The 18,487-nt window shown below is 64.4% G+C and carries 17 protein-coding genes; 9 read left to right on the forward strand and 8 right to left on the reverse strand.

Annotation, left to right across the window (positions count from 1 at the left end):
• Window positions 1–2: 2 nt before the first annotated feature.
• The gene (locus CI15_RS02275) at window positions 3–1,070 is read right to left on the reverse strand and encodes an aminoglycoside phosphotransferase family protein (RefSeq protein WP_062123962.1); all 1,068 of its coding nucleotides are present in this window, start codon (window positions 1,068–1,070) and stop codon (window positions 3–5) included.
• A 224-nt stretch (window positions 1,071–1,294) separates the two neighbouring features.
• On the opposite strand from CI15_RS02275, the gene CI15_RS02280 reads away from it, so the two are divergent.
• The 4 genes from CI15_RS02280 to rsmA all read left to right on the forward strand — a co-directional run bounded on the left by CI15_RS02280 (window position 1,295) and on the right by rsmA (window position 7,090).
• Window positions 1,295–3,667, forward strand: coding sequence for an LPS-assembly protein LptD (locus CI15_RS02280; RefSeq protein ID WP_062123964.1), 2,373 nt, complete (start codon window positions 1,295–1,297; stop codon window positions 3,665–3,667).
• Window positions 3,668–3,732: 65 nt separating this feature from the next.
• Window positions 3,733–5,097 (forward strand): peptidylprolyl isomerase, encoded by a 1,365-nt coding sequence (locus CI15_RS02285; RefSeq protein WP_174543191.1) that lies wholly within the window; start codon window positions 3,733–3,735, stop codon window positions 5,095–5,097.
• Window positions 5,098–5,110: 13 nt separating this feature from the next.
• Window positions 5,111–6,121: a 4-hydroxythreonine-4-phosphate dehydrogenase PdxA gene (gene pdxA, locus CI15_RS02290; RefSeq protein WP_062123968.1), complete on the forward strand. Its 1,011-nt coding sequence runs from the start codon at window positions 5,111–5,113 to the stop codon at window positions 6,119–6,121.
• Between the two features lie 123 nt (window positions 6,122–6,244).
• Window positions 6,245–7,090, forward strand: a complete 846-nt coding sequence (gene rsmA, locus CI15_RS02295) for a 16S rRNA (adenine(1518)-N(6)/adenine(1519)-N(6))-dimethyltransferase RsmA (RefSeq protein ID WP_062123970.1) — start codon at window positions 6,245–6,247, stop codon at window positions 7,088–7,090.
• Window positions 7,091–7,120: 30 nt separating this feature from the next.
• Here rsmA and CI15_RS02300 read toward each other — a convergent pair whose 3' ends face one another.
• Together CI15_RS02300 and gloA are read right to left on the reverse strand one after the other, a co-directional pair.
• A complete protein-coding gene (locus tag CI15_RS02300; protein ID WP_062123972.1) occupies window positions 7,121–8,071 on the reverse strand; it encodes a DMT family transporter in 951 nt (316 codons plus the stop codon).
• 238 nt (window positions 8,072–8,309) lie between these two features.
• On the reverse strand, window positions 8,310–8,705 hold the full coding sequence (gloA, locus tag CI15_RS02305; RefSeq protein ID WP_062123974.1) for a lactoylglutathione lyase: 396 nt from the start codon (window positions 8,703–8,705) through the stop codon (window positions 8,310–8,312).
• Window positions 8,706–9,057: 352 nt separating this feature from the next.
• Here gloA and CI15_RS02310 point away from each other — a divergent pair, with 352 nt between their 5' ends.
• The 5 genes from CI15_RS02310 (at window position 9,058) to CI15_RS02330 (ending at window position 12,929) form a co-directional block, all read left to right on the forward strand.
• Window positions 9,058–9,897: an ABC transporter substrate-binding protein gene (locus CI15_RS02310; protein ID WP_062123976.1), complete on the forward strand. Its 840-nt coding sequence runs from the start codon at window positions 9,058–9,060 to the stop codon at window positions 9,895–9,897.
• A gap of 51 nt (window positions 9,898–9,948) precedes the next feature.
• Window positions 9,949–10,665, forward strand: coding sequence for an amino acid ABC transporter permease (locus CI15_RS02315; RefSeq protein WP_062123978.1), 717 nt, complete (start codon window positions 9,949–9,951; stop codon window positions 10,663–10,665).
• 21 nt (window positions 10,666–10,686) lie between these two features.
• Window positions 10,687–11,331 carry an amino acid ABC transporter permease gene (locus tag CI15_RS02320; RefSeq protein ID WP_062123980.1) on the forward strand — a complete coding sequence of 215 codons (645 nt, stop codon included), beginning with the start codon at window positions 10,687–10,689 and terminating at the stop codon, window positions 11,329–11,331.
• Window positions 11,328–12,080: an amino acid ABC transporter ATP-binding protein gene (locus tag CI15_RS02325; protein ID WP_062123982.1), complete on the forward strand. Its 753-nt coding sequence runs from the start codon at window positions 11,328–11,330 to the stop codon at window positions 12,078–12,080. Before CI15_RS02320 ends, CI15_RS02325 begins: the two co-directional genes overlap by 4 nt.
• A 99-nt stretch (window positions 12,081–12,179) precedes the next feature.
• On the forward strand, window positions 12,180–12,929 hold the full coding sequence (locus CI15_RS02330) for an IclR family transcriptional regulator (protein ID WP_062123984.1): 750 nt from the start codon (window positions 12,180–12,182) through the stop codon (window positions 12,927–12,929).
• Between the two features lie 43 nt (window positions 12,930–12,972).
• Here the strand turns inward: CI15_RS02330 and CI15_RS02335 are convergent, their stop codons facing one another.
• Genes CI15_RS02335 through glyQ form a run of 5 tightly spaced genes read right to left on the reverse strand, consistent with a single transcriptional unit; the run spans window position 12,973 to window position 18,399 of the window.
• Complete coding sequence (locus CI15_RS02335; RefSeq protein WP_062124301.1) at window positions 12,973–13,866, reverse strand: M48 family metallopeptidase; 894 nt, start codon at window positions 13,864–13,866, stop codon at window positions 12,973–12,975.
• 48 nt (window positions 13,867–13,914) lie between these two features.
• Entirely contained in the window at window positions 13,915–14,673 is a 759-nt protein-coding gene (locus CI15_RS02340) for a lysophospholipid acyltransferase family protein (RefSeq protein ID WP_062123986.1), read from the reverse strand.
• Between the two features lie 38 nt (window positions 14,674–14,711).
• Window positions 14,712–15,266: a D-glycero-beta-D-manno-heptose 1,7-bisphosphate 7-phosphatase gene (gene gmhB / locus CI15_RS02345; RefSeq protein WP_062123988.1), complete on the reverse strand. Its 555-nt coding sequence runs from the start codon at window positions 15,264–15,266 to the stop codon at window positions 14,712–14,714.
• 10 nt (window positions 15,267–15,276) lie between these two features.
• Window positions 15,277–17,376, reverse strand: a complete 2,100-nt coding sequence (gene glyS, locus CI15_RS02350; protein WP_062123990.1) for a glycine--tRNA ligase subunit beta — start codon at window positions 17,374–17,376, stop codon at window positions 15,277–15,279.
• Between the two features lie 15 nt (window positions 17,377–17,391).
• Complete coding sequence (glyQ, locus tag CI15_RS02355) at window positions 17,392–18,399, reverse strand: glycine--tRNA ligase subunit alpha (RefSeq protein ID WP_075643646.1); 1,008 nt, start codon at window positions 18,397–18,399, stop codon at window positions 17,392–17,394.
• Window positions 18,400–18,487: the final 88 nt, after the last annotated feature.

The raw sequence follows: 18,487 nt of genomic DNA on the forward strand, positions 1-18,487 counted from the left end.
GGTCAGAAGGTGTAGCCGACTTCCTGCGCGCGGCCCTGGAGGTCGTCGAGCAGTTTCGCGAACCCGCGCAGCGGCGCGTAACGCTCCGCCACCTTGCGGGCATAGCCGATGAAGCGCGGCAGGTCGTTCATGTAATGCGCCTTGCTGTCGCGATAGTTGATGCGGCAGAAGAGACCCAGCACCTTGATGTGGCGCTGCAGCCCCATCCATTCGAGCTGGCGGTAGAACTCGCCGAAATCGGCATCGACCGGCAGGCCGGCTTTTTTCGCGCGTTCCCAGTAGTACGCGAAGCAGTCGAGTTCGAACTCCTCGTCCCAGCTGAGAAACGCGTCGCGCAAGAGCGACACGACGTCGTACGTGATCGGGCCGTACACCGCGTCCTGGAAGTCGAGCACGCCGGGGTTGGGCTCCACGATCATCAGATTGCGCGGCATGAAATCGCGCAGCATGAAGCTTTGCGGCTGTGCGCGCGCGCTCGCGATCAGCAACGCGAACGTGCGATCGAGCAGCTCGCGCGTCGCGGCGTCGACCTCGCGGCCGAGATGACGGCCGATGAACCACTCGGGCATCAGCTCCATTTCGCGGCGCAGGAACGCTTCGTCGAACGGCGGCAGCAAATCTTCGCGCGAGCTGAGCTGCCAGCGGATCAACGCGTCGAGCGCGTCACGCATCAGCGTGCGCGCCGCGCGCATGTCGCCCGCGGCTTGCGCGTCGGTCAGCGCGCCGAGGTACGACGCCGTGCCGAGATCGGTGACGAGCATGAAGCCGGCGTCGAAGTCGGCTTCGAGCACGCGCGGCACGTGCACGCCGGCGGCCTCGAGCAACTGCGCGATCTGCGCGAATTCGCGGCATTTTTCGGGCGGCGGGGCGTCGACGGCGATCAGCGTTCCCGCGCCGTTGCCTTGCGCCGCCTTACCGGCGAGCCGGAAATAACGGCGAAAGCTGGCGTCGGACGAGGCCGGAACGAGGGTGTCGGGCTCGAGCGCATGGCGCGCGGCGTGGCCTTGCAGCCAGGCCTTGAGCAGGGAGAGACGGGAGTCGGTGAAATCTTGGGTGGAGGGCAGCGTCATGAAAAGCGGCGGCAAATTCTTGGGGGCAACGTCTTGCCATATAATACCCCACGACTTTTTTGACGCGACTCACACGCCAGCTTTCGCGTGCTCCGTTTTACCGCCCGCCTTATCATTCGGCAAATTGGGAATCCAGACGTGCAGCCGACTCTCACGGTCGCGGTGTGCAGGCGGTGGATCGTGACGGCGCAAGCTTGCCCACGGGTCGACTCGCCAACCGATACATGCCGCCCAGACAGCTTTCCTATACGACTCCTTCCTGTGCAGTAGTGCCGCGCAAAAGGCGGCTCGTCGCGGCGTTGATCGCCGTTCCGGGCCTGATGCCCGCGCTTGCGTACGCCCAGTTGGCGGGGGAAGCTGCGCAACCGCAACCGGTCTACCCGCCGTGGGGCATGCAGCTTGCTCCGCAGCTCGAAGATCATCCGTTGCAAACGGGCCAGCGGCCGGCCACCTTCGTGCTCGGCGACCACGCCAGCGGCACGATCGACCAGGATCTCGCCGCCAAGGGCTCGGCCGAAGTGCGTCACAACACGGCCGTGATCAAGGCCGACGACCTGCACTACGACCAGGACACGGACATGGCCGATGCATACGGCAATGTCCACGTGATCAACACTGGCAATACCTTCATCGGACCTGAAGCGCATCTGCGCGTCGATTCGACCGAAGGCTTCATGACCGCGCCGAAGTACCACTTCACGGTGACGGGCGGCTCGGGCAGCGCACAGCGCGTCGACCTGCTCGACGCCGAGCGCTCGGTGTTCACGAAAGGTACCTACACGGCGTGCGCGTGCACGGACAATCCGGCCTGGTACATCAAGGGCAGCGAGTTCGATTTCGACACCGGCGCGGACGAAGGCGTCGCCTACAACAGCGTGCTGTTCTTCCAGGGCGTGCCGGTGTTCGCGTCGCCGTGGCTGTCGTTCCCGCTGTCGGGCGACCGGCGCAGCGGCCTGTTGCCGCCCACGTTCTCGCTGAGCTCGACGAACGGCGTCGAGCTGTCGGTGCCGTATTACTTCAACATCGCGCCGAATCGCGATCTGACGGTGACGCCGCGTCTGATCTCGAAGCGCGGTGTGCAGCTGCAGAGCACGTTCCGTTATCTGTCGCCGACGTATTCCGGTTCGATCACCGGCGAATTCCTGCCGGACGATCATCTGACGCATACGAATCGCTACGCGATTTATCTCCAGCACAACCAGAACTTCGGCAACGGCTTCGGCGGCTACATTTACTACAACCGGGTGTCGGACAACACGTACCCGGAAGACCTGTCGTCGTCGGCCAACCAGTTCATGAATGGCCTCCAGCTCCTGTACCAGCAGGAAGCCGGGTTGACCTACAACAACGGGCCGTGGTCCGTGCTTGCGCGTGAGCAGCACTGGCAGACGCTGGAGTCGTCGGCGGCGCCATACGGCCGCGAGCCGCAGTTGAACGTGAAGTATGCGAAGTACAACATCGGCGGCTTCGACTTCGGCGCCGAGGCCGACTACACGAACTTCCGCATCACCACCGCGGATCTGACGGAAGGCCAGCGGGTGCTGTTCAACCCGTACCTGGCGTATTCGGTGGTGGGGCCGGGCTACTTCGTGACGCCGAAGGTGCAGTGGCACTTCGCGTCGTACAACCTGAACAACATCGGTACCGATCTGGCGGGCGTGCCGAACCCGCAGAAGAATTTCACCGAGTCGATCCCGACCTTCACGTTCGATACGGGCCTGACGTTCGAGCGCTCGGTGCGCATTTTCGGCGCGGACTATATCCAGACGCTGGAGCCGCGCCTGTACTACGTGTACACGCCGTACCGCAACCAGAACAACGCGCCGCTGTTCGATACCGCCGAATCCGACTTCGGCCTCGCGGAAATTTATACGCCGAACACGTTCGTCGGCAACGACCGGATCGCCGACGCGAACCGCCTGACCGTCGGTCTCACCACGCGCTTCATCAACCCGGCGAGCGGCGACGAACGCGCGCGTTTCGTGATCGCGCAGCAGTATTACTTCCAGGATCAGCGCGTCACGCTGCAGCCGAACCAGACCAGCACCGAGGCCACGCACTCGGACCTGATCGCGGGTGCGTCGCTCAAGCTGGGCGCCGGTTTCAATTCGGAAACCGCGTTCCAATATAATGCGGACAACAACCAGCTCACGAAGACGAGTGTCGGCTTCGGGTTCAGTCCGGAGAGCGGCAAGGTCATCAACGTCGCGTACCGCTACACGCGCGCCAACACCACGCTCGACAACACTCCGATCAATCAGGTGCTGATTTCGGGTCAATGGCCGCTGTCGCACCGGATGTACGGTGTCGGCCGGTTCAACTACGACCTGAATGGCCACCGAATCGTCGACGGACTGGTCGGCCTGCAATACGACGCGGACTGCTGGACGCTCGGCGCCGGCCTCCAGCGCTATGCGAACGGCCTCAACACGTCGGGGCAGACTCAATCGAGCACGCGGTTTCTGGCGCAGTTGACGTTCAAGGGTCTGTCGAGCGTCGACAACGGACTGATGACCGCGTTCCGCAGCAGTGTGGCCGGCTATACGCCGTTGCCGCCGCCGCCGCCGCCGGAGTCGCGGTTCACCAACTACGAATGACGGTCGCCCGATCATTCATGGCTTGCGAAAAGACGGGCGAAGCGCCCGACATCATTGGAGTATCTGTGGCAATCATGAAACAGCTTCGCTTGGCAACGCTCGCGGCGGGTCTCGTCGCCGCGGCGTCTTTCCTTCCCGTAGCGTCGGTACAGGCGCAGGCGTTGGGCGGCAATAGCGGCCAGCCGGTCGACGGCATCGCCGCGGTAGTCAACAACGGTGTGATCACCCAGCGCGAACTCGACGAACGGGTCCACCTGATCTCGCAACGGCTGAGCCAGCAAAACGCCCCGGTGCCGCCGATGGACCAGTTGCGCCAGCAAGTGCTCGCGCAGATGGTGCTCGAGCGCATCCAGCTGCAAAAGGCCAAGGAAGACGGCATCACCATCGACGACGCAGCCGTGCAGCGCACGCTCGAGCGTCTCGCGCAGGCGAACAACATGTCGCTCGAAATGTACCGCGCGCGCATCGAGGCGCAAGGCGTGCCCTGGGCCACCTTCACGAGCGACGCGCGCACGGAGCTGACGCTGTCGCGTCTGCGCGAGAAGGAAGTGGATAGCAAGATCACGGTGACGGACGCCGAGGTCGCGAACTACATCGCCAGCCAGCGCGGCCCGGGCGCCGGCCAGACGAGCGACCTGCACATGCAGCACATCTTCGTGAAGGCGCCGCTGAACGCGCCGGAGACCGACATCGAGGCGGCGCAGAAGAAGGCCGAGGCCTTGCTCGCCGAGGCGAAGGGCGGCGCGGATTTCGAAAAGCTTGCGAAAGCCAATTCGCAGGCACCGGACGCGGCGAAGAACGGCGGCGATCTCGGCTTTCTCGCACCGTCGAAGCTGCCGCCCGAGTTCGTGAAGGCCGCCTCGAGCCTGCGTCCGGGTGAGATCAGCCCGGATCTGGTCCGCACCAGCGACGGCTTCGAAATCGTGCGTCTGGTCGAGCGCCGCACCGGCCAGGGTACCAGCGCGGACGCGCCGAAGCTCGTGCAGACGCACGTACGTCACATCCTGCTGCGCGTCGGCGACGGCATGTCCGAGCCGCAGGCACGCCAGAAGCTGCTCGACATCCGCAACCAGATTGCCGCGGGCGGTGACTTCGCGAAGTTCGCGCGTACCTATTCGCAGGACGGCTCGTCGTCGCAAGGCGGCGACCTCGGCTGGATCAGCCCGGGCGAGACGGTGCCCGAATTCGAGCGCGCGATGAACGCGCTGCAGGACGGCCAGATCAGCGAGCCGGTGCGCAGCGAATACGGCTACCACCTGATCCAGGTGCTCGGCCGCCGGGATGCGGAAGGCTCGATTTCGCAACAGATGGATCTCGCGCGCCAGGCCATCGGCCAACGCAAGGCGGAACAGGCGTACGCCGACTGGCTGCGCGAGCTGCGCGACACCGCGTACGTGGAAGTGAAGCCGGCCGCGGTGAGCGTGCAGTAACCGAGCCAAGACCATGACGAGCGCTACCCTGTCCGACCACCGCCCGGTGCAGATCGCGATCACGACCGGCGAGCCCGCCGGCGTCGGTCCCGAGCTGACCGCGCAGGCGCTGGCCGGCGCGGCGGCGCACTGGCCTCACGCGCAGTTCACGGTGCTCGGCGATGCGCAATTGCTCGCCGAGCGCGCGCGCGTGGTCGGCGTCGATTGGGCGGCATTGCTCGCGCAGGGACCGCGCGTGCGGGTCGAGCATCGCGCGCTCGGCGCACCATCGCGGACGGGCAAGCTCGACGCCGCGAACGGCCGCTATGTGCTCGATCTGCTCGACGCAGCGATCGACGGCGCTCTCGCCGGCAAGTTCGACGCGATCGTCACCGCGCCGCTGCAAAAAAGCACGATCAACGACGCCGGTGTGCCGTTCACCGGCCACACCGAATATCTGGCCGAGCGCACCCATACGCCGCGCGTCGTGATGATGCTCGCGGGCACCGGCAAGCGGCCGCTGCGCGTCGCGCTCGCGACCACGCATCTGCCGTTGAAAGACGTGTCGGCTGCCTTGACGATCGAAAGCCTCGTCGAGACGCTGCGTATCATCGATCACGACCTGCGTTACCACTTCGGCTTGCCCGCGCCACGCATCCTCGTGACGGGGCTCAATCCGCACGCGGGCGAAAACGGCTACCTGGGCCGCGAGGAAATCGACGTGATCACGCCGGCGTTGCAGCAGGTGAACGCCGACGGCATCGACGCACGCGGTCCCTATCCGGCCGACACGCTGTTCCAGCCGCGTTATCTCGACGAAGCCGACTGCGTGCTCGCGATGTTCCACGACCAGGGCCTGCCGGTGCTGAAGTTCGCGACGTTCGGCGAAGGGATCAACGTGACGCTCGGCTTGCCGATCATTCGCACGTCGGTCGACCACGGCACCGCGCTCGATCTGGCCGGCACCGGTCGAGCCGACGCGGGCAGTTTGATGGCCGCGATCGACACGGCGGTGTCGGTGGCGCAGCATCGTCGCGCGGGCTGAGGCTCAGGCTCACGCTCAGGTCATGTGAGCGGTTGCGGTGGTGCGCATGGCGCGCCGCGCGGCGAGGTCTGTGCCACGTGACGTATTTCATTCTCAAGCAGTTTTCTTTCTAGCGTTTCTCCGATGTCCACCAGCAGACAGCAAGGCCGGCACCAGGGCCATCTCGCGCGCAAGCGTTTCGGTCAGAATTTTCTGGTCGACATGGGCGTGATCGACTCGATCGTCGACGTGATCCGGCCGCAGCGCGGCGAGCGCATGGTCGAGATCGGGCCGGGCCTCGGCGCGTTGACCGGGCCGCTGATCGAGCGGCTCGCCACCCCCGAGGCGCCGCTGCACGCGGTCGAACTCGACCGCGATCTGATCGGCCGTCTGAAGACGAAGTTCGGCGACCTGCTCGAATTGCACTCGGGCGACGCGCTCGAATTCGACTTCGGCTCGCTCGCGGCGCCTGGCGAGAAGGCGTCGCTGCGCATCGTCGGCAATCTGCCGTACAACATTTCGAGCCCGCTGCTGTTTCATCTGGCGACGTTCGCCGAGCGCGTGATCGATCAGCACTTCATGCTGCAAAACGAGGTGGTCGAGCGGATGGTGGCGGAGCCGGGCACGAAGGCGTTCAGCCGGCTGTCGGTGATGCTGCAATACCGCTATGTGATCGACAAGCAGCTCGATGTGCCGCCCGAGTCATTCCAGCCGCCGCCGAAGGTCGATTCGGCGATCGTGCGGATGATCCCGTATGAACTGCACGAACTGCCGGCGGTCGACGAAAAGGTGCTCGGCGAGGTGGTGACGGCTGCGTTCTCGCAGCGTCGCAAGATGTTGCGCAATACGCTTGCCGCGCTGCGCGATACCGTCGATTTCGACGCGCTCGGCTTCGATCTGCAACGCCGCGCGGAGGACGTGCCGGTCGCCGAATACGTGAGCGTGGCGCAGGCCGTGGCGAAGGCGCGCTCGGCGGCGGCGCCCGAGTAAGCGCAATCCCGACGGCGCGGGCCGCCGCCGTCAGGCGGTCCGTTTCGCCGGCGCGTTGACGAGCGCGATGCCGGTCAGCACCAGCAACGCGGCGATCAGAAAGCGCGCGCTGAACGACTCGCCGAGCAGCAGCACGCCGAAGGTCACGCCGAACATCGGCGTCAAGAACGAAAACACCGACAGCCGCGACGCGATATAGCGAGTCAGCAGCCAGAACCACAACAGATAGCTGACGAACGCGACGATCACCGCCTGATACGCGAGGCTCGCGAGCGCGAGCGGCGTGACGGTTTCTACGCGCACCTGGCCGAGCCCAACCGCCAGCGCGAGCAGCACCACCGCCGACACCGTCAACTGATAGAACAGCGTCTTGCTCGCGCTTGTATGCGCGAGCCGCGATCCGCGCACGACCACCGTAGTCGCGGCCCACGTGATGCCGGCGAGCACGCCGAGCGCATCGCCGGCCGCGCCCGCGAGCGTCGAGCCGTGGGCGCCTGCACCGGCAGCGGCGCCCGCGTGCAGGAAGCCATCCGCGAATGCGAGCGCCATCCCCAGGAACGCGACACCGATGCCGAGCCACTGGATACGCCGCATGCGTTCGCCGTCGACGAACCAGTGCAGACCGAGCGCCGTGAAGCACGGCGCCGTGTACAGAAAGACCGCCATGCGCGACGCGCTCGTCAGCGTCAGGCCGAGAAAGATGCACACGAACTCGGCCGCGAACAGCACACCTGCAAGCAGCCCCGCGCCGAGCGTGCCGTCATCGCGAAAGAGCGGCGTGCCGCGCGAGCGCGCCCACGCCCAGACGAGCACCGCTGCGATCGTCGAGCGCAGCCCCGCCTGAAAGACCGGCGGCACCGTCGCATTGGTGGTCTTGATCGCGACCTGTTGAAGCCCCCAGATTGCGCACAGACCGATCATCAACAGGATGGCGAAGCTATCCAGGGCGCGGCGCGCGGGCAGGGCGGTGGTCGTGCTCATGGGCGACGGGGTGGCCAGGTGGTGATGTGGCGATGGGGAACGGGTTCGGCCGGGTGTCGGTTGCTGGCGCGTTTGAATTGCCGGATTTTTCGCGCGCAGAGCCGAGCCTTGGCCGTCCGCGATTTTTCGATGCTGCTGGCACAAGCCAGGATGGCCGGGCGGATTCACCCGGCATCAGGATCCTCGGGTGCGACGTGTCAAAGTCGATTGCGGCGCGCCTTTTGCGCGCCGCCGGACCTCAGTCGACGCGTCCCTTCTTCTGGATCAGCTCGATCTTGTACCCGTCCGGATCGGCGACGAAGGCGATCACAGTCGTGCCGTGTTTCATGGGTCCCGCCTCACGAGTCACGACACCGCCGCGTTTCTTCACTTCTTCGCACGCCGCATAGGCGTCGTCGACCTCGAGCGCGATGTGGCCGTACCCGTTTCCGAGGTCGTACTTGCTGGTGTCCCAGTTGTGAGTCAGTTCGATCGCCGCGCCTTCGGATTCATCCTCGTAACCGACGAATGCGAGGGTGAACTTGCCGTCCGGGTAGTCGCTCTTTCGAAGCAGGCGCATGCCGAGAACTTCCGTGTAGAAACGGATCGATGCGTCGAGATCACCGACTCGAAGCATGGTATGCAAGATGCGCATGAGAAATCCTTTGATGGTTGGTCGACAAATGCACTGACATTGCGCCAATTGTAAATGATCGCCTCATACCGTGAGCGACGCCGCGCGGGCCGACCGGCACGCAGCCAACCCGATGCGCGAGGTCGAGACATTTGATCTGACCTATTCGAACAAAAAGGAAACGGCAATAGGTGTTGTGTCCAGTTGCCCGTTTGATATTAGTGTCCAAAACTCAGCATCAATCCGGTTTGTCAGATAGCAGTCTGGTATATCGGACATTCGATGCGTGATCCGGCGAATTTCGAGCGTGCCGAAAGGTGCTGAAGCCGAATCGTCCGCTCCGGAATACTCCTCTCCGCTTAGGACCCTGCTCATGAAACTTGCCCAACGAGGCGCCAAAGCCGCCTTTCTGTTCGCTGTTGCTGGATTGCTCGCCATCACGGGCTGCACCAAGATTGCCACGCCGGGGCAGCAGGGGGCGGCGGCAGCTCCGTCGACGCTTCAGGCCGTGCTGCAGCGAGGCACGCTGCGGGTCGGCGACTGTCTGACGTTCGCGCCGTTCGGGTTCTACAACAAGGACGGCCAGGCGGACGGCTATGACGTGGACCTCGCGAAGGAACTCGCGAAGCAGATGGGCGTGAAGCTCGAGGTCGTGAATACCACGAGCGCAAACCGGATTCCGAATCTGCAGACCAGCAAAGTAGACGTGGTGTTCTGCAACTTCACGCGCAATCTGGAGCGCGCGAAAGTGATCGAATTCACGACCCCGTACGTGGTTGCCAGCGAAGCCCTGCTGGTCAGAAAAAATAGCGGCATCCAGTCGATCAAGGACATGGGCGGCCGCACGATTGCGACGGTCAAGGGCTCGACCAATGGCGACGAAGTTCGCTCGCTGAATATCCCGATCAAGATTCAGGAATACGACAGCTCGCAGGCCGCGATTCTGGCCGTCAAGCAGGGACAGGCCGACGCGATGATCGAGGACAACAACTTCCTCGCGTATCAGGCCAAGCTCGACCCTGAGCTCGCGGTCACGAACGAAGCGCTGGTCCCGCTCGAATACAACGCGTTCGGCGTCAAGGCCGGCGATCAGGAGTGGCTCAATTATCTGAATCTGTTCCTCTTCAACATCAATGCGTCGAAGCTCAACGCGCAGCTCTACAACAAGTGGTTCGGCACCGATCCGCGCTACCCGCTCAATCCGCAGTTTTAAGGAGCGGGAGATGCCGATAACTGATCAAACCCGAACGGTGGGGAGTCCGCGATGAGTTACGAGTGGCTGACTTTATGGGGCTACGTGCCCGAGTTTCTGACCGCGAGCTGGCTGACGTTGCAGGTGACCGTGCTCGCCTTCATCCTGGCGGTGGCGCTGGGTCTGCTGACCGCGGTTGCGAGTGCTTCGCCGCTCGCGCTGATTCGGTGGATCGCCCGTGGCTACGTTGAAATCATCCGCAACACGCCTGTTCTGCTGCAGATCTTCATCGTCTTCTTCGGTCTGCCGTCGGCGGGTATTTCGCTCGACGCATACTGGGCGGGCGTCATCGCACTCGGCCTGAACGTGGGTGCGTATCTCTCGGAAGTGTTCCGCGCCGGCATCCAGTCGGTGCCGCGCGGTCAACTCGAGGCCGCCGGCATTCTCGGACTCGAGCGCGCCCAGATCTTCGCCGAGGTCGTGCTGCCGCAGGCCACGCGCGCGGTCTATCCGGCCATCGTCAACTACCTGATCCAGTTGCTGCTCGGCACGTCGTTGCTGTCCGCGATTGCGTTGCCGGAGCTGACCGGCACGGCGACCGTGATCAACTCGCGCACGCTTCTCTACCTGCAAACGTTCAGCGTGACGCTCGTCGCGTATCTCGTGCTCAGCAACGTCCTGTCCTGGCTCGCGGGCCAGCTCGGAGCGCGAATCTTTCATCCTCCCCTCGTCATGCCGGCGCGCAACGGTTTCGGCAGAGGTTTCCTGCGCCGGACGAAGCGGGCCTGATTCCCGGATTGGAGTTGGATCATGTCAGTCGAATTACTGAAAACCAGTCTCTCGATCCTGCTGCAGGGTCTGGTGACGACGCTGTTGCTGTCGGTTGCCGCCATCGTGGGCAGCACGCTGATCGGCCTGTTCGCCGCGGTGTTGCGCTCGTTCGGGCCGTGGGGCACCGGTCGCGTCGCCAGGCTCTACACGGAACTCTTTCGCGGCACGCCCGTGCTGATCACGCTGATGTTCATCTATTTCGGCGTGTCGTACTTCGGTTACGCGATCGATGTGTTCGCAGCCGGCGTCATCGGCTTGAGCGTGTACCAGGGCGCCTACATCGCCGAGATTTTTCGCTCGGGGATCGAATCGGTGCCCAAGGGCCAATGGGAGGTATCGCAAATCCTTGGCCTCACGCGGCCTCAGGCGTTCTCGTTCGTCGTGCTGCCTCAGACCGGAAAGATCGTGCTGCCGCCTCTCGTCGGCCAGTATCTGTCGCTGATCAAGGACACCTCGATCGTCAGCATGATCGGTATGTCCGAGTTGATGCACGGTGGCCAGGCCATCGTCGATCGGATCGGTAAGCCCGTGGAAATCTACGGACTCGTCGCACTCATTTACTTCGCCGTGTGCTTCCCGCTCTCGCAATGGGTACGCCACCATGACCGCAGGAGATTGTCGTGAGTAACCAAAGCCAACCCAAGCCCATCATTTCGTTGACGGGCGTCAGTAAAGCATTCGGCTCGACCCGTGTGTTGAACGAAATCAATCTCGAAGTCCGCTCGGGTGAAGTGCTGGTGCTGATTGGCGCGTCCGGCTCGGGCAAGAGCACCGTGCTGCGAATCATGGCGGGACTGGAGACGAGCGATTCCGGCGAGGTCTGGGTCAACGAGGTGCCGTTGCACGATCCGCGCCGGGCACGGGAGATTCGCGGCCACGTCGGCATGGTCTTCCAGCAGTTCAATCTGTTTCCTCACAAGACCGCGCTCGGCAATGTCACGCTCGCGCTGATCAAGGCACGCCGCATGAGTCCGGCCGACGCGCGCAAGCGCGCGATGGACGCGCTCGACCGCGTCGGGCTCGCGGATCGCGCGGAACATTATCCGAGCCAGCTGTCGGGCGGTCAGCAGCAGCGAGTGGCGATTGCGCGGGCGCTCGCGGTCGAGCCCGGCATCATGTTCTTCGACGAGGCGACGTCCGCGCTCGACCCGGAGCTGGTCGGCGAGGTCACCGAGGTGATGCGCGGGCTCGCGCGCGACGGCATGACGATGGTCGTCGTCACGCATGAAATGGGTTTTGCCCGCAAGACCGCCGATCGCGTCGTGTTCATGGACAAGGGCGTCATCGCCGAGCAGGGCGATCCGGAACAGATCTTCGTCAATCCCGCGAACGAGCGCACCCGGCAGTTTCTGCATCGAGTTCTCGACCATTGACGCAGAGCGGCCTGAAAGTCGCTTTGGCGGGCCCGTCGCGCGATACACTCTCGCGCTTGAAAACCAACCGGTCGGATGAACGCTTTACGGAGTGAATGCATGGCTGTTACAGAATCGTCACGGGCGAGAGGCGTGGATCGCGTCATCGCCATCTTCCGGCAATTGCATATCGCTCAACGCCCGCTGTCGATGCGCGAGTTGATCGAGGCGACCGGCGCACCGCGTTCGAGCATTTACGAGCTGGTGGCGATTCTCGCGGAGGTGGGCTGGCTCGAGACGTCCGCGGACGGAAACGTGTTCTTCGGGCGCGAGATGCACTACTACGGGTCGGACTATGCCACCCACAACGATCTCATCAGCCGCGCGCATCAATCCATTCTGGCCTTGGTGAGGAAGTACGACGAGACCACGCAGATGTGCATGCTGGAAGGCAACAAGTACACGGTCGTGTTGTCGGAGAACAGTGCCCGGCCGTTCAACATCAGTTCGGACATCGGAGTGAGAGTGCCGATTCCGTGGACCGCCACGGGGCGCCTGCTGCTAGGTCACCTGAATGCCGACGAGATTCGCTCGCTGATTCCGGCCGAAGACTTCATCCTCGACAACGGGGTGAGCATCGAGTTCGACCAGTTCCTGAAGGACGTGCAGGCCGCCAAAGAACATGGCTATTGCTGCACCGAAGGACTCTCGAACGCGTTCAGGCTATGCATGGCGGCGCCGATTCGCGATCGCGCGGGCTTGCCGATCGCAGCGCTGTGTTTCATGACCGGGCGCGACACGAGCCCGGACCGACGCGGCGCGATGCTCGACGATCTGTTGCAGTCCGCGAAGGCGCTCTCGCAGAGATAGCGTTTCGCGTTCGATGCGCGCTCGAGCGGATTGCCGCCCGGCCTCAAAGCGTCGGCAATAACTCCGGCGGATGCGACTTCAGTGTCTGCCGCGCCTCGCGGAACTCCGGAAAGATCGATTCGACCGTCTGCCAGAAGCGCGGACTGTGATTCATCTCGCGCAGATGCGATAGCTCGTGCGCGACGACGTAGTCGATGATCGACAACGGAAAGTGAATCAGCCGCCAGTTCAGGCGGATCTTGCCGTCGCTCGAACAGCTGCCCCAGCGGGTCGCCGCTGAAGACAAGGCATAGGTGCGATAGTTGACGCCGAGCTTTTGCGCGTAAATCTCGAGACGCTCACCGAACAGCCGCTTCGCTTCGCCTTGCAGCCAACCCTGCACACGATCCTTGATCTGCTGCGGATCGGCTTGCAACGGCAGCGGCAATTGCAGCGCCGCGTGCTCCGCGCTGAACGCGAGCATGCCTCGCGGCGCGCCGAGCGTCACGCGCACCGGCTGACCGAGATAGGGCACTTCGGCGCCGTCTTTCCAGTCGATCTTCGGCAGCGCACGCTGTTCGACGCGCGTTTGCCATTCGATCAGCTTCGTGAAAATCCAGCGTTGTTTTTCGGTGATCGCGGTTTCGATATCGGCCAGCGTGACCCAGCGCGGTGCGGTGATCGTGAGACCGGTGCTGTCGATTGCAAAGCCGATCGAGCGGCGTGACGAACGCTTGAGCGCGTAGTACAGCGTACGCGAACCGATGGTGAGACTGCGCAGCTTGCTGCCGTCCGGCGCGAGCGGCACGGCGGGCGGCATGGCCGGCGCGGCGTCAGATGAACCCGATGTGGAAGGTGAAGGAGACGACGCAGCCGACCCCGGCTCGGCGAAGAGCGGGAGATCGAGCTGCCGGTTTTCGAGCGCCGCGGCGGGTTGCGGCGTAGGAGACTTCTGCATCGGCTTCGCTTCGCGCAATACGCCTTCGGGCTTCGAGGGCGTGGCGCGTCAGATAGGAGCGGCGGCGGATCTGTCGGCCGCCGCGCTATAGGCAGTTGGATCGATGCGGCGCATTTCGGCTTCGATCCACTGTTCGACGCGCGTGTTCACTTCGTCGGGCGTGAGTCCCGTCGTGTCGATCGGCTTGCCAATCGACACCGTGACTATACCCGGATATTTCGTAAACGAGTTGCGCGGCCACACGCGGCCCGCGTTGTGCGCGATCGGCACGACCGGCGCGCCGGTCGCGATCGCGAAGCGCGCGCCGCCGGTCTTGTACTTGCCCTGCTTGCCGGTCGGCGTGCGCGTGCCTTCCGGAAACATGATGACCCACGCGCCTTCGGCCATGCGCGCCTTGCCCTGGTTGATCACCGATTCGAACGCGTACTTGCCTTCCTTGCGGTTGATGTGAACCATCTTCAGCATGCCGAGCGCCCAGCCGAAGAACGGCACGTACAGCAGCTCGCGCTTGAACACATAGCACAGCGGCCGCGGCATGATCGCCGGAAACGCGAGCGTTTCCCACGCCGACTGATGTTTCGACAGCAGCACGGCCGGCCCGTTGGGCAGGTTCTCGAAACCTTCGATGCGGTAGCGGATGCCGTTCAGATAGCGCACCGTCCACAGCGTCAGACGGCACCAGCCGGCCGCCATCCAGTAGCGGTTTTCCGCGCGCAAAAACGGAAATGCGATGAAGCAGGCGGTCGCGTACGGTACCGTGACCAGAACGAAATAGATCAGCAGCAGCAGGGAACGGAGAAAGCGCATCGGCGTGGTTGGTGAGGGTTGGGAACGCGCGGTGCGCGTTACTCCTGGACGTCGGCGAGGAAGTCGAGCGCGAATGCGCGCAGGTCGTCGTGCACGATCGTGCCTTCGGGCAAGCCGCCGGCGGCGAGGGTCTTGCGGCCCTTGCCAGTCAGAACGAGATGGGTCGGATGACCGAGCGCCGCGCCCGCCTGCAGATCGCGCAGCGAATCGCCGACCGTGGGCGTATGCGCCGGATCGATCTCGAAACGCTCGGCGATCATCTTCAGCATGCCGGGCTTCGGCTTGCGGCATTCGCAGTGATCTTCCGCCGTGTGCGGGCAGAAGAACACCGCGTCGATGCGTGCGCCGACGGACGCGGCCATCCGGTGCATCTTCAGATGCATCGCGTTCAACGCGTCCATGTCGAACAGACCCCGGCCGATGCCCGACTGGTTCGTCGCGATCGCGACGCGATAGCCCGCCTGGTTCAGGCGCGCGATCGCTTCCAGTGCGCCGGGCAACGCGACCCATTCGTCCGGCGACTTGATGAACGCGTCGGAGTCGGCGTTGATCACGCCGTCGCGGTCGAGGATCACCACTTTCTTGGTCGGCATGGCGCGGTGCTCAGGCGGCGAGTCGGGAAATATCGGCGACGCAGTTCATCTGCTGATGCAGCGCGCCGAGCAGAGCCAGACGGTTCGCGCGCAACGCCGGGTCTTCGGCGTTGACCATCACGTCGTTGAAGAACGTGTCGACCGGCTCGCGCAGCGCGGCGAGTGCCGTGAGCGCGCCGGTGTAGTCGCGCGCGGCCAGTTGCGACTGCACGCGCGGCGTCACCTGTTCGAGCTGCGCGTTGAGCGCCTTTTCCGCTGCTTCGGTGAACAGCGCGGGCTGCACGCCGCCGTTTTTCACGCCTTCCGACTTCTTCAGGATGTTCGAGATGCGCTTGTTGGCCGCCGCGAGCGACGCCGCTTCGGCGAGCGATGCGAATTCGCGCACCGCGTCGAGGCGCGCGACGATGTCGTCGAGCCGCGTCGGGTTCAGCGCGAGCACCGCGTCGATTTCGCCGGCCGCGTAGCCGCGTTCACGCAACAGGCCGCGCAGGCGATCCATGCTGAACTCGTAGATCGCGTCGGTCGAATCGGCGACGTTGGGCACGCCGGCGAATTGCGCGTAAGCGGCGCGCAGCAGCTCGACGAAGTCGACGTTCAGTTGCTTCTCGACCAGAATGCGCAGCACGCCGAGCGCATGACGGCGCAGCGCGAACGGGTCTTTCTCGCCGGTGGGCTGCAGGCCGATGCCCCAGATGCCGACCAACGTTTCGAGCTTGTCGGCGAGCGCGACGATGGTGCCGGTCGCGGTGACGGGCAATGCGTCGCCCGAGAAGCGCGGCTGATAGTGCTCCGAACACGCGAGCGCGACCTCTTCGGGCTCACCGTCGTGGCGCGCGTAGTACGTGCCCATCGTGCCTTGCAGTTCGGGGAATTCGCCGACCATGTCGGTGATCAGGTCGGCCTTCGCGAGACGCGCGGCGCGCTTCGCGAGCGCGACGTCGGCGCCGATCAGGCCAGCAATTGCACCGGCCAGCCCTTCGAGACGCTCGACGCGTTGCAGCGCCGAGCCGAGCTTGTTGTGATAGACGACGTTCGCGAGCAGCGGCACGCGGTCCGCGAGCGGCTTCTTCTTGTCCTGCGTGAAGAAGAACTTCGCGTCGGCCAGCCGCGGGCGCACCACGCGCTCGTTGCCTTCGACGATCTCGACCGGCGTTGCCGTCTCGATGTTCGACACGATCAGGAAGCGCGAGCGCAGCTTGCCGTTCGCATCGGTCAGCGCGAAGTACTTCTGGTTCGTCTGCATCGTCAGGATCAGGCACTCCTGCGGCACCTGCAGGAATTCGTCCTCGAAGCGGCACTCGTAGACGACCGGCCATTCGACCAGCGCCGTCACTTCGTCGAGCAGCGCTTCGGGCATCACGACCTTGTCGTCACCGGCGTGCGCGAGCAGTTGCGAACGGATCGCTTCCTTGCGCCTGGCGAAGCTCGCGATCACGCGGCCGCGGTGTTCCAGGGTTTCGGCATACGACTGCGCGTGCTGGATCTGCACGAAACCTTCGGACAGGAAGCGGTGGCCGAGCGTGGTGTCGTCGGCATCGATGCCGAGCGCGCTGACCGGCACGACTTCCTCGCCGTGCAGCGCAGTCAGACGATGCACCGGACGCACGAACTGCACGCTCGAACCGTCCGGGCGCTGATACGTCATCGGCGTCGGAATCGGCAGCTTGCCGAGCGTCTCGTCGAGCGCGCCCTGCAAGCCTTCGGCGAGCGTCGCACCCGGCGCCGCGTAGCGCAGGAAGAACGCTTCGGCCTTGCCGTCCTGCGCGCGTTCGAGGTCGTTCACGGTGAAGTCGGGGAAGCCGAGCGCGGCGAGTTTCTTCGCGAGCGGCGCGGTGGGCTGGCCGTCTTTATCGAGCGCGACGGAAACCGGCAGCACTTTTTCGCGCACGTGCTTTTCCGGCGCGACCGCGCGAACGTTGTGAATGGTCACCGCGAGGCGGCGCGGCGTCGCATAGCGTTCGAACGACGGCTCGCCTTCGATCAGGTCGCGCGCCGCGAGGCGCTGCGCAATGCCTTCGGCGAAGGCGTCGCCGAGGCGCGCGAGCGCCTTCGGCGGCAGTTCTTCGGTCAGCAGCTCGACGAGCAGGGTAGCGTGTTGAGATTGAGTCATTGGTTGAAGTTCTCGTCAGTCCTGGTCGATCTTGCGTTCGACTTTCAGCGGCGGCGCCCACGCGGGCATCGCGGCTTCCTGCTCGTCGGTGGTGAGGCCGGGCACGCCGTGCACCGGGTTGCCGAGCATCGGGAAGCCGAGCTTTTCGCGCGACTCGTAGTAGGCCTGCGCGACCAGACGCGACAGCGCGCGAATCCGGCCGATGTACGCCGCGCGTTCCGTGACCGAGATCGCGCCGCGCGCGTCGAGCAGGTTGAACGTGTGGCCGGCCTTCAGCACGAGCTCATAGGCGGGCAGCGCGATCTGCGCATCGATCATGCGCTTCGCTTCCGCTTCGTAGCTGTTGAAGAACGTGAACAGCAGATCGACGTTCGCGTGCTCGAAGTTGTACGTGGACTGCTCGACCTCGTTCTGGTGATACACGTCGCCGTAGGTCAGGCGGCGCAGTTCGGGGCCGTTCGGGCCTTGTTCTTCCCACTCGGTCCAGACGAGGTCGTAGACGTTCTCGACCTTCTGCAGATACATCGCGAGTCGCTCGAGACCGTAGGTGATTTCGCCGAGCACCGGCTTGCAGTCGAGACCGCCGACCTGCTGGAAGTACGTGAACTGCGTCACTTCCATGCCGTTCAGCCACACTTCCCAGCCGAGCCCCCAGGCGCCGAGCGTCGGGTTTTCCCAGTCGTCTTCGACGAAACGCACGTCGTTCTGCTTCAGGTCGAAGCCGAGCGCTTCGAGCGAGCCGAGGTACAGGTCGAGAATGTTTTCCGGCGCGGGCTTGAGCACCACCTGGTACTGGTAGTAGTGCTGCAGACGGTTCGGGTTCTCGCCGTAGCGGCCGTCCTTGGGGCGGCGCGACGGTTGCACGTAGGCGGCGCGCCACGGTTCGGGGCCGATCGCGCGCAGGAACGTATGGACGTGGGACGTGCCCGCGCCGACTTCCATGTCGATCGGCTGGAGCAACGCGCAGCCCTGCTTGTCCCAGTAGGACTGCAAGGTCAGGATGATTTGCTGAAACGTGAGCATGAAGTGCCTTTCGGGCATGAGGCCATGCCGCGTGCGCCTAAGCGCGCGAGCGGGCCGTGGAGCGAAGTGCTAAACCCGAGATTTTAAC

The organism is Paraburkholderia monticola (assembly GCF_001580545.1).
Lineage (GTDB): Bacteria > Pseudomonadota > Gammaproteobacteria > Burkholderiales > Burkholderiaceae > Paraburkholderia > Paraburkholderia monticola.

Excerpts from the sequence above, each read along its gene's own strand:
- CI15_RS02275 (WP_062123962.1), bottom strand. The coding sequence starts at position 1,070 with ATGACGCTGCCCTCCACCCAAGATTTCACCGACTCCCGTCTCTCCCTG.
- CI15_RS02280 (WP_062123964.1), top strand. The coding sequence starts at position 1,295 with ATGCCGCCCAGACAGCTTTCCTATACGACTCCTTCCTGTGCAGTAGTG.
- pdxA (WP_062123968.1), top strand. The coding sequence starts at position 5,111 with ATGACGAGCGCTACCCTGTCCGACCACCGCCCGGTGCAGATCGCGATC.
- rsmA (WP_062123970.1), top strand. The coding sequence starts at position 6,245 with ATGTCCACCAGCAGACAGCAAGGCCGGCACCAGGGCCATCTCGCGCGC.
- CI15_RS02300 (WP_062123972.1), bottom strand. The coding sequence starts at position 8,071 with ATGAGCACGACCACCGCCCTGCCCGCGCGCCGCGCCCTGGATAGCTTC.
- gloA (WP_062123974.1), bottom strand. The coding sequence starts at position 8,705 with ATGCGCATCTTGCATACCATGCTTCGAGTCGGTGATCTCGACGCATCG.
- CI15_RS02310 (WP_062123976.1), top strand. The coding sequence starts at position 9,058 with ATGAAACTTGCCCAACGAGGCGCCAAAGCCGCCTTTCTGTTCGCTGTT.
- CI15_RS02315 (WP_062123978.1), top strand. The coding sequence starts at position 9,949 with ATGAGTTACGAGTGGCTGACTTTATGGGGCTACGTGCCCGAGTTTCTG.
- CI15_RS02320 (WP_062123980.1), top strand. The coding sequence starts at position 10,687 with ATGTCAGTCGAATTACTGAAAACCAGTCTCTCGATCCTGCTGCAGGGT.
- CI15_RS02330 (WP_062123984.1), top strand. The coding sequence starts at position 12,180 with ATGGCTGTTACAGAATCGTCACGGGCGAGAGGCGTGGATCGCGTCATC.
- CI15_RS02335 (WP_062124301.1), bottom strand. The coding sequence starts at position 13,866 with ATGCAGAAGTCTCCTACGCCGCAACCCGCCGCGGCGCTCGAAAACCGG.
- CI15_RS02340 (WP_062123986.1), bottom strand. The coding sequence starts at position 14,673 with ATGCGCTTTCTCCGTTCCCTGCTGCTGCTGATCTATTTCGTTCTGGTC.
- gmhB (WP_062123988.1), bottom strand. The coding sequence starts at position 15,266 with ATGCCGACCAAGAAAGTGGTGATCCTCGACCGCGACGGCGTGATCAAC.
- glyS (WP_062123990.1), bottom strand. The coding sequence starts at position 17,376 with ATGACTCAATCTCAACACGCTACCCTGCTCGTCGAGCTGCTGACCGAA.
- glyQ (WP_075643646.1), bottom strand. The coding sequence starts at position 18,399 with ATGCTCACGTTTCAGCAAATCATCCTGACCTTGCAGTCCTACTGGGAC.